We start from the raw sequence: 13,987 nt of genomic DNA, 5'->3' as shown, positions 1-13,987 counted from the left end.
TCTACCGCGTCGCCAGCACCACGGCGGCGAGCGTAAAGATCAGCGCGGCGATCTGGCCCGGCCCCAGCGGCTCGCCCAGCGCCAGCGCGGAGGCGACCACGCCAATGACAGGCACCGCCATGGTGCCGATCGCGGCGACCGAGGCCGGCAGCCGCGCCAGTGCCGCGAACCAGCTGACATAGGCGATGCAGAACTGCACCACGGTGGAATAGACCAGCAGCCACCAGCCGACCGGCGTCACCAGCGAAAGATGCGTGGTCTCGACCAAGAGGCCGATGATCGAGATCGGCAGGCAGCCGATCCCGATCTGCCAGGCCGCGGCCGTGATCAGCGGCAGATGGATCGGGTACTTCTTCGAGAACACCGTGCCGACGGCGAAGCCGAGCGCGCCGGCCAGAGCCATGATGATGCCAGGCAGCTTCTCCACGCTCGCGGCAAAGCCGTTGCCGCCCATGATCGAGGCAAGGCCGACGAAGGCCATCACCAGCCCCAGCGTGCGCAGCACGGTCGGCCGCTCGCCCAGCACCGGCCAGGCGATCAGCGAGGCCCAGACCGGCATGGTGTAGGCGATCAGCGCCGCCTCGCTGGCCGGCAGCCAGAGCAGCGCCAGGCCCATCAGCACCATCCAGCCGGTGACGTTGAGGACGGCGGCGGTCAGTAAGCGCGGCCAGACCCCCGGCCCCACCTTGAGGCTCTGCCGGCGGATCAGCGCGAGGGCGGCGAGCAGCACCGCGCCCAGCACGCCGGTCACCCCGCGCAGCGTCAGCGGCGGCAGCTCGGACAGCAGGAACTTCGTCACCGGCCAGTTGAAGCCCCAGCCGATCGAGGTGATGGCGAGGAACATCAGGCCGGCCGGGGCGATGCGCGGTCGCGCATCCCGGCGAGTCGAATCAAGCATGTGGGGTACCCGGCGAAATCGCGGTCAGCTTCGCGCGGATTCGCACGCGCCACCACCACCCCGGCGGGCATGCCTGCCCTCACCTTCCGTAGCCCTACGTGAGTCCCGCTGAGGCAACCCCGGTCCCGAAAAATATACCTGCCCTGTGAACAGCGGGGTGAAGGGTCCGTATCGTCACGGGATGCGAATTTTTTTGGTTGGGAATCCCTGAGGACTCACCGATACTTGGCTCAACAACAGGCGCGGGCTTGCCCCCTGTTATCCCCCGCAATCCACCATATTTAGCATTTGATTCAGGAACTCGCACTAGTTCTTGACGGGCGCAACGGAGAGTCCTAGCTTTCGGTCCGTTCGGCGCGAGTGAGTTTGCGTCCCGCCGGCACTCCCCCAAAGGGTCTCGCAAATCGTCACTCCGCCAAGCCAGCCAAAGGCCGCGGATGAGGGCTTGTCTGCCCTCGAAATGCAGACCTTCGGGCGTCAGAACGGGCCGGCAACGGGCTCGGATGGCATTGGTTGAAGTGGCGTGTGGGGCGTTGAACGCATGTCGCGCACATCCCCTTGGGGGCGGATGGGTGTGGACATGCCGGCGGATGAGAACCATCGCGCCGGGAGAAACTGGGCCGGATCCACCGGCTGAACTGCGAAGCCTTTGGGCCGATGAGGCCCTTGGAGGAATCGCGAACCGAAATAGCGACCTGGGCGCCTTGCGGAGGCAGTCCGGCAGATAAAAGGACGGGGCAAGACCATGCGGATTGAGCGGCGCCACACCACTTCGGGACAGTCACCTTACGCCGGGATCGATTTCCGGCTGACCACGTCGGAGATCCGGAATCCCGACGGCTCGGTCGTGTTCAAGCTCGAGAACGTCGAGGTGCCGACCGAGTGGTCGCAGGTCGCCTCCGACGTGCTCGCCCAGAAGTACTTTCGCAAAGCCGGCGTCGCCGCGCGCCTGAAGAAGGTCGAGGAGGAGTCCGTCCCCTCCTTCCTGTGGCGCTCCGTGCCCGACACCGAGGCGCTCGCCGCTCTCCCCGAGAAAGAGCGCTTCGTCAGCGAGCTCTCGGCCAAGCAGGTGTTCGATCGTCTGGCCGGCTGCTGGACCTATTGGGGCTGGAAGGGCAACTACTTCTCCTCCGACGAGGACGCCCAGACCTTCTATGACGAGATCCGCTACATGCTCGCCATGCAGATGGTCGCGCCGAACTCGCCGCAATGGTTCAACACCGGCCTGCACTGGGCCTATGGCATCGACGGCCCCGGCCAGGGCCACTATTACGTCGACCCCTTCACCGGCAAGCTGACCAAGTCCAAGTCGGCCTACGAGCACCCGCAGCCGCACGCCTGCTTCATCCAGGGCGTCGGTGACGACCTCGTCAACGAGGGCGGCATCATGGACCTCTGGGTCCGCGAAGCCCGCCTGTTCAAGTACGGCTCCGGCACCGGCTCCAACTTCTCCCGCCTGCGCGGCGAAGGCGAGAAGCTCTCGGGCGGCGGCCGCTCGAGCGGCCTGATGAGCTTCCTCAAGATCGGCGACCGGGCAGCCGGCGCGATCAAGTCGGGCGGCACCACGCGCCGCGCCGCCAAGATGGTCGTCGTCGACGTCGATCACCCCGATATCAAGACCTATATCGACTGGAAGGTGAAGGAGGAGCAGAAGGTCGCAGCCCTCGTCACCGGCTCCAAGATCAACCAGAAGCACCTCAAGGCGGTGCTGAAGGCCTGCGTGAACTGCGAAGGCTCGGGCGACGACTGCTTCGACCCCGAGAAGAACCCGGCTCTCCGCCGCGAGATCAAGCTCGCGCGCCGCAGCCTCGTGCCCGACAATTACATCAAGCGCGTGATGCAGTTCGCCAAGCAGGGTTACAAGGACATCCAGTTCGACGTCTATGACACCGACTGGGATTCGGAAGCCTACCTCACGGTCTCGGGCCAGAACTCCAACAACTCGGTCTCGCTGAAGGACGACTTCCTCCGCGCCGTGGAAACCGATGGCGACTGGAATCTCGTCGGACGCACCACCAAGAAGATCACCAAGACGCTGAAGGCGCGCGACCTCTGGGAAAAGATCGGCTACGCCGCCTGGGCGTCGGCCGACCCGGGCCTGCACTTCAACACCACCATGAACGACTGGCACACCTGCAAGGCGTCCGGCGACATCCGCGCGTCCAATCCGTGCTCGGAATACATGTTCCTGGACGACACCGCCTGTAACCTCGCGTCCGCGAACCTGCTCACGTTCTACAACACCGAGACCAAGCAGTTCGACGTGAAGGGCTACGAGCACCTCTGCCAGCTCTGGACCATCGTGCTCGAAATCTCGGTGATGATGGCGCAGTTCCCGTCCCGCGCGATCGCCGAGCTCTCCTACGAGTTCCGCACGCTCGGCCTCGGCTACGCCAACATCGGCGGCCTCTTGATGACCATGGGCCTGTCCTATGACAGCAAGGAAGGCCGCGCGCTCTGCGGCGCCCTCACCGCTGTGATGACCGGCATCACCTACAAGACCTCCGCGGAAATGGCTGCTGAACTGGGCACCTTCCCGGGCTACAAGAAGAACGCCGCGCACATGCTGCGCGTGATCCGCAACCACCGCCGCGCCGCCCACGGCCAGTCCAACGGCTACGAGGCGCTCAGCGTGAACCCGGTGCCGATGGACCTCGTGTCCTGCCCGCAGGCTGACCTCGTCAGCCACGCGCAGGCCGCCTGGGACGCGGCGCTCGAGCTCGGCGAGAAGCACGGCTATCGCAACGCCCAGACCACTGTGATCGCGCCCACCGGCACGATCGGCCTCGTCATGGATTGCGACACCACCGGCATCGAGCCCGACTTCGCCCTGGTGAAGTTCAAGAAGCTCGCCGGCGGCGGCTACTTCAAGATCATCAACCGCGCGGTCCCCGCGGCGCTGCGCGCGCTCGGTTATCGCGAGAGCGAGATCGCGGAGATCGAAGCCTACGCCGTCGGCCACGGCTCGCTCTCCAACGCGCCGGCCATCAACGCCTCGACGCTGAAGGCCAAGGGCTTTACCGATGAAGCCATCGCCAAGGTCGAAAAGGCCCTGCCGACCGCCTTCGACATCAAGTTCGCCTTCAACAAGTGGACCTTTGGCGAAGACTTCATCCGCGACCAGCTCGGCATCGGTGCCGAGGCGATCGCAGCCCCCGGCTTCGACCTGCTCCAGGCCGTGGGCTTCACCAAGCGCGAGATCGAGGCGGCCAACGTCCACATCTGCGGCGCGATGACGGTGGAAGGTGCCCCGCACCTGAAGGCCGAGCACTATTCGGTGTTCGACTGCGCCAACCCCTGCGGCAAGATCGGCAAGCGCTATTTGTCGGTCGAGAGCCACATCCGCATGATGGCGGCGGCGCAGCCCTTCATCTCGGGTGCGATCTCCAAGACCATCAACATGCCGAACGACGCCACGGTGGAGGACTGCAAGTCCGCCTACATGCTGTCGTGGAAGCTCGCGCTGAAGGCCAACGCGCTCTATCGCGACGGCTCCAAGCTCTCCCAGCCGCTCAACTCGCAGCTCATCGCCGACGATGAGGACGAGGAGGATGCGGTCGAGAGCCTCTACGAGAAGCCGATGGCGGCGCGTGCCACCCAGGTCTCGGAAAAGATCGTCGAGAAGCTGGTCGAGCGCATCATCGTGATGCGCGAGCGCGAGAAGATGCCGGATCGCCGCAAGGGCTACACCCAGAAGGCGGTCGTCGGCGGCCACAAGGTCTACCTGCGGACCGGCGAATATGACGACGGCCGTCTCGGCGAGATCTTCATCGACATGCACAAGGAAGGCGCAGCGCTGCGCTCCTTCATCAACAACTTCGCCATCGCGGTGTCGCTCGGCCTCCAGTACGGCGTGCCGCTCGACGAATATGTCGACGCCTTCACCTTCACCCGCTTCGAGCCGGCGGGCCCCGTGCAGGGCAACGACAGCATCAAGTACGCGACCTCGATCCTCGACTATGTCTTCCGCGAGCTCGCGGTGAGCTACATGTCGCGCTTCGATCTCGCCCATGTTGATCCGACCGAGTCGAACTTCGACGCGCTCGGCAAGGGCGTCGAGGAAGGCAAGGAGCCGGACGAGACCCAGCACGCGACCAAGCTGGTCTCGCGCGGCCTCACCCGCTCCCGCACCGACAACCTCGTCGTGATGCGCGGCGGCTCCGCCGCGGTCGCCCAGGGCAACGACAGCGCGCCGACCGGCGGCAGCAAGGTCACCGCCCTCGCCTCGCACGGCGCGTCGGCCCGCGCCGGCGATGCCATCGAAGGCGCCGTCGCCCTGAAGCAGGAAGCCAGCCACGACCTTTCTCCGACGGAGAAGCTCGAGGCCCTCCAGTGGAGCAAGGCCGGCAGCACCGCACAGACGCTCGTCCCCAGCAAGGCTGAACGCCGCGCGGAAGCCAAGGCCAAGGGCTACGAGGGCGAGATGTGCAGCGAGTGCGGCAACTTCACGCTGGTCCGGAATGGCACCTGCATGAAGTGCGATACTTGCGGGTCCACGACGGGGTGTTCGTGAGGGTTTACCTGGACTGAACTTATAAAGGCCGCTCGACAGAGCGGCCTTTATTGCGATCGGAAACGCAACCTCTGCGAGCTTCAAATGGAGACACACACGAATACCCGTGGATGGCCATTAAAACTTATCGGTGCTTTCGAACAGCCATCGTCCAAAATTGCGACGCCTATTAGCGTTATCGCTATTGTTCTTTTCGTTTTACTTGTTGTCGTTGGTTTTCTAGCGATCGGCTGGTTGCTGGCAGATCTGCTAAGACTCGCCATCTAAGCTCAACGCAGATGGGAGCATTCTCTATGGCTTTAGGTTACCTAGCCGGTATGATAGGAATCACCCCTCCACCATTGCATTGAGTTTGGCGGGCACAATTTTGCTCCGCGCGGAGCTTAGAAGCATGAAGCTCTCCGCAGACTCCAATCTACGCGTGATGGCAAATCCGGAGACCGAGATTCTCGACATCAACTTGGAGGACGTTGCTGAGTTCTATCCCGACGACCTCAAGGGACTCAAAGCAAACCAGCGATCAATCCATCCTGAGACCGCGGAACGACCACCGACTTGGCCTCCGCTTAACTTACTCGGCGATGATCTCGACGACGATATTCCATTCTAATGAGCAGTCCGTAGCCGCGCCTTCGGCTCGTGTTTGGTAGACGGCGCAATTAAGTGCACTGCCGCCGTAATCGTAGATTGGTTCCGGCATCAACACCCTGCCGCCGAAATTGCCTTTGCGGTCGAGCCCATCCCTCCTAAACTCCGACCCCACCGGCAAGGGTTCCGACGGGAACGGTAGAAGCGGAGTCGAGTTATGCCCACATCGGAAAGCTTCCCGATCGAGAAGATTTTCGTTCCCACGAAAATGAAGAAGGCCATCAAGCCCGAGATCGTCGGGGAGATCGCGGAAAGTATGCTGGACATCGGACAGCAGGCTCCCATTTCCGTTCGGCTCGACGGAGACCGCCTCGTTCTGGTCGAGGGACTGCATCGGCTCGAAGCCTGCAAGGCGCTCGGCGAGACAACCATACTCGGTGTCATCGTCCCGGCGGAGCTTGCTCAACACAGGCCACTGCTGTCCGAAGGACCCGCAGTCGAGGCAGAGCGCATCAAGATGGCGCGATTGAAACAGCTGCGCCTCGAGAAGGAAGCCGCAGAGGCATCGACGGCTGCCTTGAAGAGCGTCAACGGAACGGAAGCGCCGCGCACCCGTCCGACGAAAGGCGTTCGCGACAATCCGAAGGCATCACCGGGCCGGACTGCGGGATCGACACGGAAAACATTGTCGGACTGGATCACGCAGCAAAAGGGCAGCGGCGGCCGCTATTGATGGCGGGCTCCAGATCTTGAGATCACAGCGTCTTGAGATCACAGCTTGAATTGCAGTGACAGTGCTGCGCAAGCGCAATGCCAGGAAACGCACCCACCTCCTCCCTCGCTTTCGCAACCTCCGAAGAGGCGCTCGGCGGATACGAAAGGCGTTCGCCCGCGGATCGTCCGGATCGCGGTCAGCGTAGCAGTCTTGCTTGCGGCCCTCACCCTCCTCGACATCGCCTATCAAATCATCCGCAAGCCAACCGAACTCTTCGCCTTCGTCGGCCACTCCCTCGACAAGGACCCCGCCGAGATCTGGCGCCAATACGGCCCCCTCTTCCACACCTACTCCACCGCAACAATCACGCCTGAATTGCTCGCCGCGCTGACGCAGGTCGAGAGTTCGGGCAATCCGGTGACGCGCACCTATTGGCGCTGGCGATGGAGTTTCAATCCGCTGGCGATCTACAAGCCCGCCTCCAGCGCCGTCGGCTTCTTCCAGATGACCGATCCGGCCTTCGCCGAGGCCGCACGGTTCTGCGTCCGCGGCAATGCGGTCACGGAGACCGGTTGCGGGTTCACCAGCCTCTATAGCCGCGCGATCCCGAGCCACGCCATCGAGCTGACCTCCGTGTATCTGGACCGCAATGTGGCTGATGTTCTCGCCCGCGCGGGCGATGTGAAGGCAAGCCGCGAGCAGAAGCAGGATCTGGCCGCCTTCATCCATCTCTGCGGCGCAGGTCCCGCCACGGCCTACGCACGCCGCCACTTTCAGATGATGGCCGGCGAGCGATGCGGCGATCACCTCGTCGCAAGCTACATTTCCAGGGTCAACGCGATGAAACGGCAGTTTTTGCGGCTAGCGGCGGATATCGGCAATTCGTAGCTCGGATGAGCGTAGCGATATCTGGGAAGGGTGTAGGATGGGTATCGCTTCGCTCCACCCATCCTACGAGACCTCACGGCTCATCATTCGCCGGCGCGTTGCGGCGTGCTTGCCTTGCGGCTTGTCTTGCGTCTTTTCTGGCAACCCAGTGCGCGCGAAATCGCTTCGCGGCATGAAACGCCCGCGGCGCCACGACCTGAAACGCCATGGAGGCAACGCCGGCGACAAATCCCTTCACCACGTCAAAAGCGAAATCGGGTCCAAAATACTCCCACATGACCCTGCATCCTTCTTCGCGAAGGCGCCGCCGGGCAGTCGTGGGCTGACATCAAAAATGGAAAGGCCCCGTCCGTCACCGGCGGGGCCTCAAGAAAAATCCCTGCACGCGCCGTTTCGCGCACGCGAAAATCTCTCGGTTCACCCGCTCATGGTGGACACGATGAAAGAGCTGCAAAGCATGGCCGTGCGATTGAAAACGCCCATAGCCATCATCCCGAAATTGCCAAATGCCGACCCGCCGGTGCGCATCGCCGAGCAAGCGCACGAGGGTATAGTGTCGGTGCTAAAGAAGCAGACCCGAGGGCTGCCGTCTGTGCGCCATTTCACAATTGGCGGAAGACTTTTATAAGGCGTGATGAGCAAGCGTGGCCCGCAGGAAGGACCGCCATGAACGGCAATCGCTACTATGGGGTTCGGGTCGAGGGCGCCAAATACGGCGTGGGTTTTGGCTCCGCACTCGCCATCGCAATCTCCTACACCAACAATCATTCGATCCTGTGGGCGATCATCCACGGCATCTTGGGCTGGCTCTACGTGGTCTATGTCGCCCTGTTCGGGTGACGACGAACGCGCGAGGACCAGGACGCCCGTCATTGCGAGCCGCCGGGTCCGCGCGGAGCGCGGCCCGATGACAGGCTCTGCGAAGCAGTCCAGGCCGTCACCCGCGAATTGCGCCTTGCCGATGCCCGGCAAAATCTCACCACATGGCCGCCACGCAAGCGACAACCCGCAATCGCGATTTCAGCGCAAACACGACGGAGGCTTGCGGCTTCAGCGATATTCAGGAGTTATTTGCAATGTTGAGTGCGGGCGAAAATAAGACAACGGGAAAATCCGGCCGGCGCGGCGCGAAGAAAAAGGCCGGGCAACGGACCAGGGCCGGCGAGCAACACGTAACTGCGGCCCATCAATTGCCGGATGCCTCGGCGGAGATCAGCCAAGAGAACAAGCAAGAGAGCACCCAAGAGAACAGGCAAGAGGCCGAGCAAGAGATAAGGCAAGAGACGAGCCGAGAGATCAGTGCTCAGGTACCCTCGGCTGCAGCCTTGCCAGGCGAGGCTTCCGGGATGGAGATCGCTGCAAGCGCGCCCGTCGCACCGGTGGAACCCTCCCAGGCCAGCCCGCAGGCGATTGCCGATGCCTATAGCGACTACACGAGGACGTCGCTTGAGCACGCCTGGACCTTCCTGGGAAAGCTCGCGGCGGCGCGCTCACCCGTCGAGGCCTTTGAGCTTCAGATGGAGTACGCGAAACAGGTGTGCGGATCGTTGATCGCCGAATCCCAGAAGATCGCCGAGTTGCATGGACAATTGACCAGACAAAGGGTCATGCATTTTGAGGGGTTCGTGGCCAAGCTCACCCAGACGACGCTCGAAATCCGCGCGACACGTCACTAACGACAACTGCGTATTCCGACACAGCGGGGGGAGCGAGCGTAGCCCGGATGCAGCGACTTGTCCGCCGTAGCTCGAAGAGCGAAGGCGGAAGCGAAATCCGGGCTACCTGCCGCGGTCTCGGCATCGGCTAACGCATGATCCGGAAAAGTGCGAAGCGGTTTTCCGAAAAGATCGTGCTCAAACAACAACCTAAAGCGCGATGACGATTCATCCCAATCTCATCGCGCTTTAGCCGGTTGTCTTGGCCCGCTGCACTTCGTGCGGGTGGCGACGATCGCCGCGCCGATTTGACTTGCGAACGTAGGTGACGAGTGCCTCGGGGTTCTCGAGCTTGATCTTCAGCGCCGCGACCAATGCGTCCTCGGCTTCGATCGTGAGCACCTTGGCACGCACCCCGAGCTTCAACCCGACAGTATATGACGTCATGGCAGACTCCACGGGTCCAGGCTTCTACCGTACCTCAATCGGCGTCCCTTCGGAACAGCCCTGCTCGACACATCCCCTTTCGCCGCCGAACAATACCGGATCACGACCGCTCTACCAGGATCGGTGAACCGAGCTCTTCGAAATGAAAGAGCTGAAAGACCCGCTGGCCGTTGAAGTCGAGCACTCTCAAATCATCGGTCTCGTGCAGATTGCTTTCGACCGCGTGAAAGTGCCCGCCGTAGCGCTCTCTGGCGAGCGACAAGGGAACCTCGAACGCGACGAACTTGCCGATGCCTTTTTGCCTGAGCACCCCAAGGAGCTTCTGGTCGTCCAGGGACTGGTGCGAGGTGAGAATGAGCAGCGGACCGCTCGCCGTGAGCAGCAGAAGCGATTTCATTGGATCCTCCTTTGCGCCCCTCCCTACCTGATCTTCGCCGGGACTCCTTCAGGCGCTCCAGCTCCGTACGAACCTGCGCCTCCATGGCGTCTTGCAATGCGAGTATGCCCCTGCTGGACAATTCTGCGGAGGCCTTTCTGTCCAGATTCTGCTTCCAATCCCGGATGGCTTGCTTGGTGGCCTTTTGGGCCTCCGACGTCGTCTTAACGTACTCCATCATGCAGGCGTCGGCCATTGAGCATGTCTGGCACTCCCGGGCCGCGGCCGGACCTGAAAGAAGCAGAGCGAGTGTCGCGGTGGAGACCCTCATGGCGCTTCCTCCCGCGATAGCACAGCACGTCGCAGGGATGCCCCGGGGAGCAGCGCCCGGCTGCTTCAGCAACCGTAGCCCGCCATAATTTCTCCTTCGCTCGCGCGTTGTGTTGGACAACGGTGAGGCCTATCCTTCCGACGATCGGACTGCCGCACTCCCATTGACGCCCGACTGGATGGAGCGCGCATCGGTGCCTGAAGCGAACGACCCCAAGCCTGATACCGACAAGCCTGAGGCCCAAAAGCCTGAGGCCGCCAAGCCGGACGAGGTGCGCGCCGATGGCGGGCTGGCGCGGGCCTATGACCAGATCAAGAGCGCAGAGCAAGACCTTGCGCGGCTGGACCGGCTGGTTTCCGGAATGGAACGCGGCAACGAAGCCCCGCGGACCTCGCAGGCCAGCGCCGGAGCGAAGGCAGCCGAGGGTCCCAAGGACAAGGTGCCGGCACCGGTCAGCAAGGTGGGCAATCCAGGCCTGAAGGGAGATCGGACCATGCTGCGTGCCCTGGTTGGCCTCGTGCTGGCGATCGGCCTTCTCGGTGCCGCCTTCGCTTCGCAATATCGCGATGAGGCCAAGTCGATGACCAAGTCCATCATGGCGCGATGGGCTCCGCCGGCCGCGAGCGAGCCCTCGCGAGCGTCCGTGGTCGAAAGTCCGGCGCAGCCGCCGGCCGTGCAACTGGCTGCTGCGGATGGGCTCACTCCGGTGCCTGCCCCGCCGCTCGGCAAGGAAACGGAAAGCGCTCCAAGAACTGACGCTCCAAGAGCTGAGGCTCCAAAAGCTGACGCTGCAAGACCTGACGCGCCAAGAACTGGCGCCACAGCGGCTGACCAATCATCGTCCGATCTCACGCAATCGCTCAAGACCATCACCAGCGAGCTTGCGAGCATCAACGGAAAGCTCGAGCAACTGAAGAGCCGCAACGAGCAGACGCTGCGCGAGCAGGCCGACACCATTCAACAGCTCAAGGCGGCGCAGGAGAAGGATGCCGCGGACAATGCGCGCCTCGCCGCACAGGTCCAGGCGCTGCAAACGCAACTGACGACGTCAGCCGCGCCTGCACCCGCGAAACCGGTCGTGCGGAGCGCGACGAGCAACGAGACGGCTGCGCCTGCACGGCCGCACGTGCAAGCGACCGCCCCCCGGCGGCCCAGGCCACCGCCGCCGCGAGGACGCTGGATGCCCCCGCCCTATATGGCCGACCCCTACGATCCGGATTGGTAAGCCGTCAGCGTTCTCGGCCAAGAGGCTTGGTGCCAAGAGCCTTGGTGCCAAGAACCTTGGTGCCAAGAACCTTGGTGCCAAGAACCTTGGTGCCAAGAACCTTGGTGCTATGCTGCGCGGTGATCGGCCGGCAGGCCCTCGGCCAGATCTGTGCGACGTCACGACGGGCCTCGGCATGAAGGAGCAAGCCCATGACCAGGCACCTTTCACGCGTCCTGTTGACCCCAATGATGCTTCTGTTTGCAGTCTGCGCGGCCAGCGCCGCAGACGGCTGCGGCACCGGTTGCCACGCCACCGTTTCCGGCGCGTGCGTGGTCGATGGCTGGGCAACGGGTGCGCGCGTCTGGAATCAATGTCCGGCCACGTCGCGTGCGCGTCCGCCTTGCGGCGGTTCGGATTACGTCTGGGACTCTCGCAAACGGGCTTGTTTCCCGTCGACGCGCGATTGGCTTTGACGCCCAGCCCGCAGGATGGGGGCGCGCGAGCCCCCGTGGGTCGGTCAAAATCCCCCGGGTATGGTCACTTGAAACTCCCCCACCTGATGATCGCCGTCAGCGCCGCTGAACAGCAGTAGCCGGTCAGGCAGGACGTTTATGTTCGACCCCTTTAGCCAGCAAGGGGCCGGGGAGTTGAACGTCTTGAAGCGACATCTGCAAAGCACCGTACTTACATTACTTGATCGCAACACCAGCCAGCGCGAGATTCACCGGCTGACGGGTGTCGATCGCAAGACGATCCGGCGTTATCAGGCGCTGCGGGCCGGTGCGGAGGCAAATTCCCCCGGGGAAGTGACCACCGGCTCGGTGAGCGCGGACGGCCAAATTCCTCCACCCCGACCACCGGCTTTTGGGACATCGGAAGCGACGGTCACCAGCAGCCTGGCCCGTTCGGCTTGCGAAGCGCATCGGACGTGGATCGAAGAACAGGTCCGGCTGAAGCGGAACGCGCAGGCGATTTACCAGGACCTGGTTGATCAATTTGGCTTTCCGTCCAGCTACCAGAGTGTCAAGCGGTTTGTGCGCCGGTTGCGGCACGCTGATCCTGAGCAGTTTGATCGTCTTGAGTTCCTCCCCGGCGAGGAAGCTCAGGTCGACTATGGCGAGGGCGCGCCGACGGTTGATCCGAAGAGCGGGCGGTACCGTCGTCCCCGCCTGTTCGTGATGACGCTACGCTACTCGCGGCGCAGCTTCCGGCGGGTAGTCTGGAAGTCCAGCCAACAAGTCTGGGCGCAGCTCCACGAAGAGGCGTTCCGGTATTTTGGCGGGGTCCCCAGCTATGTCGTGCTCGACAACCTGAAGGAAGGCGTCCTCAAGCCGGATTTGTACGAGCCCCAGCTCAACCCGATTTACAGCGCGATGCTGGCTCATTACGCCGTGGTCGCCGATCCCGCGCGCGTGGCCGATCCAAATCGGAAAGGATGCGTCGAGAATGCGATTCAACATACCCAGGGCACTGCGCTGGCCGGACGGCGCTTCGAGACGCTGGAGGCGCAAAACGAGTTCTTGAGGCACTGGGAGGAGAACTGGGCTTCCAAACGCATCCACGGCAGCACGCGCCGTCAGGTCGAGGCGATGTTCCAGGAAGAGAAGCCGCACCTGCGGCCGCTGCCTGTCGCTCCCTTCCGCATCTTCACCGAAGTCGTCCGGACTGTCTGCGACGACACCACCGTACGCGTCGACAACAGCTATTACGCCGCGCGGCCCGCGCCGATCGGCAGCCAGGTCGTCGTGCGCATCTACACCACCACGATCGAGATCCGTGATCGCCACACCCGTGCGCTGCTGCGTGTTCATTCCCGGATGGCGCACCCCGGTTCTGTCGTCCTGCCGACCAGCGAACGGCCGTTCAACCCGTCGCGGCAAACCGCCGTGCTGCTGGCGAGCGCCGAGCGCATCGGACCGCAGACCAGGGCCTTGTGCCAGCAGGTGTTCGACACCGAAGGGCGCCCCGGACAGCGCGCGATGTGGGGCATTGTCGGGCTGGGCCGGAAGTATCCGGCGCGGCTGGTCGAGCAGGCCTGCGCGCACGCCATCGACAACCGCATCTACCGCTACAAGCACGTGCGTGCGACCGTCGAGCGGTTGTTCGAACAGGCGATCGAGCAGGTTGGAGTGACGCCACAGCCGGCATCGCCGCTCACCCAGGATCATCCGCTGATCCGTACCCCCGCGGAATACGGCGACCTCTTCAGCCGCGCTGTGCGGCGCGACGCCGACGACAATGGTCGGCAGGCCGAGGCTCACGACGATCACGCCACGGCAATCCGCGCTCGTGTCGCCTGCGCAACCCCGGCCAACTCCGGCGCCACGAGCGCTCCCGCTGCACCTTCTCACCTTAAACTGGAGACCTAG

Annotated in this window: 14 protein-coding genes; 10 read left to right on the top strand and 4 right to left on the bottom strand. The window is 63.4% G+C overall.

Annotated elements, in window-relative coordinates; all coding sequences use genetic code 11:
• Window position 1: 1 nt before the first annotated feature.
• The gene (locus tag J4G43_RS24525) at window positions 2-898 is read right to left on the bottom strand and encodes a DMT family transporter (RefSeq protein WP_208086578.1); all 897 of its coding nucleotides are present in this window, start codon (window positions 896-898) and stop codon (window positions 2-4) included.
• A gap of 745 nt (window positions 899-1,643) precedes the next feature.
• On the opposite strand from J4G43_RS24525, the gene J4G43_RS24520 reads away from it, so the two are divergent.
• The 7 genes from J4G43_RS24520 to J4G43_RS24490 all read left to right on the top strand — a co-directional run bounded on the left by J4G43_RS24520 (window position 1,644) and on the right by J4G43_RS24490 (window position 9,278).
• A complete protein-coding gene (locus tag J4G43_RS24520; protein ID WP_208086577.1) occupies window positions 1,644-5,411 on the top strand; it encodes a vitamin B12-dependent ribonucleotide reductase in 3,768 nt (1,255 codons plus the stop codon).
• Between the two features lie 391 nt (window positions 5,412-5,802).
• Complete coding sequence (locus J4G43_RS24515) at window positions 5,803-6,021, top strand: hypothetical protein (RefSeq protein WP_208086576.1); 219 nt, start codon at window positions 5,803-5,805, stop codon at window positions 6,019-6,021.
• Window positions 6,022-6,216: 195 nt separating this feature from the next.
• Complete coding sequence (locus J4G43_RS24510) at window positions 6,217-6,732, top strand: ParB N-terminal domain-containing protein (RefSeq protein ID WP_208086575.1); 516 nt, start codon at window positions 6,217-6,219, stop codon at window positions 6,730-6,732.
• 192 nt (window positions 6,733-6,924) lie between these two features.
• Window positions 6,925-7,602: a lytic transglycosylase domain-containing protein gene (locus J4G43_RS24505; protein ID WP_408581440.1), complete on the top strand. Its 678-nt coding sequence runs from the start codon at window positions 6,925-6,927 to the stop codon at window positions 7,600-7,602.
• Window positions 7,603-7,639: 37 nt separating this feature from the next.
• The gene (locus tag J4G43_RS24500; RefSeq protein ID WP_208086574.1) at window positions 7,640-8,230 is read left to right on the top strand and encodes a hypothetical protein; all 591 of its coding nucleotides are present in this window, start codon (window positions 7,640-7,642) and stop codon (window positions 8,228-8,230) included.
• Window positions 8,231-8,268: 38 nt separating this feature from the next.
• On the top strand, window positions 8,269-8,442 hold the full coding sequence (locus tag J4G43_RS24495) for a hypothetical protein (protein ID WP_166096372.1): 174 nt from the start codon (window positions 8,269-8,271) through the stop codon (window positions 8,440-8,442).
• Between the two features lie 143 nt (window positions 8,443-8,585).
• Window positions 8,586-9,278 carry a phasin family protein gene (locus J4G43_RS24490; protein ID WP_225005069.1) on the top strand — a complete coding sequence of 231 codons (693 nt, stop codon included), beginning with the start codon at window positions 8,586-8,588 and terminating at the stop codon, window positions 9,276-9,278.
• Between the two features lie 228 nt (window positions 9,279-9,506).
• On the opposite strand, the gene J4G43_RS24485 is transcribed toward J4G43_RS24490, so the two are convergent.
• Window positions 9,507-9,704 carry a hypothetical protein gene (locus J4G43_RS24485; protein WP_014495617.1) on the bottom strand — a complete coding sequence of 66 codons (198 nt, stop codon included), beginning with the start codon at window positions 9,702-9,704 and terminating at the stop codon, window positions 9,507-9,509.
• Between the two features lie 100 nt (window positions 9,705-9,804).
• On the bottom strand, window positions 9,805-10,101 hold the full coding sequence (locus J4G43_RS24480; RefSeq protein WP_063983569.1) for a hypothetical protein: 297 nt from the start codon (window positions 10,099-10,101) through the stop codon (window positions 9,805-9,807).
• Window positions 10,102-10,589: 488 nt separating this feature from the next.
• Between J4G43_RS24480 and J4G43_RS24475 the strand changes: the two genes are divergently transcribed.
• A complete protein-coding gene (locus J4G43_RS24475; RefSeq protein WP_208089402.1) occupies window positions 10,590-11,636 on the top strand; it encodes a prolipoprotein diacylglyceryl transferase in 1,047 nt (348 codons plus the stop codon).
• A gap of 4 nt (window positions 11,637-11,640) precedes the next feature.
• Here the strand turns inward: J4G43_RS24475 and J4G43_RS24470 are convergent, their stop codons facing one another.
• A complete protein-coding gene (locus J4G43_RS24470; RefSeq protein WP_208086573.1) occupies window positions 11,641-11,829 on the bottom strand; it encodes a hypothetical protein in 189 nt (62 codons plus the stop codon).
• On the opposite strand from J4G43_RS24470, the gene J4G43_RS56035 reads away from it, so the two are divergent.
• Together J4G43_RS56035 and istA are read left to right on the top strand one after the other, a co-directional pair.
• A complete protein-coding gene (locus J4G43_RS56035) occupies window positions 11,828-12,091 on the top strand; it encodes a GCG_CRPN prefix-to-repeats domain-containing protein (RefSeq protein WP_071914415.1) in 264 nt (87 codons plus the stop codon). The genes J4G43_RS24470 and J4G43_RS56035 overlap by 2 nt on opposite strands.
• Window positions 12,092-12,229: 138 nt before the next feature.
• Window positions 12,230-13,987 (top strand): IS21-like element IS1631 family transposase, encoded by a 1,758-nt coding sequence (gene istA, locus J4G43_RS24465; RefSeq protein WP_100214066.1) that lies wholly within the window; start codon window positions 12,230-12,232, stop codon window positions 13,985-13,987.

The organism is Bradyrhizobium barranii subsp. barranii (assembly GCF_017565645.3).
Lineage (GTDB): Bacteria > Pseudomonadota > Alphaproteobacteria > Rhizobiales > Xanthobacteraceae > Bradyrhizobium > Bradyrhizobium barranii.
The sequence above is the reverse complement of the archived record's forward strand: the minus strand, read 5'-3'. Positions and strand labels throughout refer to the sequence as shown.

Bases quoted from the DNA above. Each gene is read 5' to 3' on its own strand.
- J4G43_RS24525 (WP_208086578.1), bottom strand. From the start codon at position 898: ATGCTTGATTCGACTCGCCGGGATGCGCGACCGCGCATCGCCCCGGCC.
- J4G43_RS24520 (WP_208086577.1), top strand. From the start codon at position 1,644: ATGCGGATTGAGCGGCGCCACACCACTTCGGGACAGTCACCTTACGCC.
- J4G43_RS24515 (WP_208086576.1), top strand. From the start codon at position 5,803: ATGAAGCTCTCCGCAGACTCCAATCTACGCGTGATGGCAAATCCGGAG.
- J4G43_RS24510 (WP_208086575.1), top strand. From the start codon at position 6,217: ATGCCCACATCGGAAAGCTTCCCGATCGAGAAGATTTTCGTTCCCACG.
- J4G43_RS24500 (WP_208086574.1), top strand. From the start codon at position 7,640: ATGGGTATCGCTTCGCTCCACCCATCCTACGAGACCTCACGGCTCATC.
- J4G43_RS24495 (WP_166096372.1), top strand. From the start codon at position 8,269: ATGAACGGCAATCGCTACTATGGGGTTCGGGTCGAGGGCGCCAAATAC.
- J4G43_RS24490 (WP_225005069.1), top strand. From the start codon at position 8,586: ATGGCCGCCACGCAAGCGACAACCCGCAATCGCGATTTCAGCGCAAAC.
- J4G43_RS24485 (WP_014495617.1), bottom strand. From the start codon at position 9,704: ATGACGTCATATACTGTCGGGTTGAAGCTCGGGGTGCGTGCCAAGGTG.
- J4G43_RS24480 (WP_063983569.1), bottom strand. From the start codon at position 10,101: ATGAAATCGCTTCTGCTGCTCACGGCGAGCGGTCCGCTGCTCATTCTC.
- J4G43_RS24475 (WP_208089402.1), top strand. From the start codon at position 10,590: ATGGAGCGCGCATCGGTGCCTGAAGCGAACGACCCCAAGCCTGATACC.
- J4G43_RS56035 (WP_071914415.1), top strand. From the start codon at position 11,828: ATGACCAGGCACCTTTCACGCGTCCTGTTGACCCCAATGATGCTTCTG.
- J4G43_RS24470 (WP_208086573.1), bottom strand. From the start codon at position 11,829: ATGGGCTTGCTCCTTCATGCCGAGGCCCGTCGTGACGTCGCACAGATC.
- istA (WP_100214066.1), top strand. From the start codon at position 12,230: ATGTTCGACCCCTTTAGCCAGCAAGGGGCCGGGGAGTTGAACGTCTTG.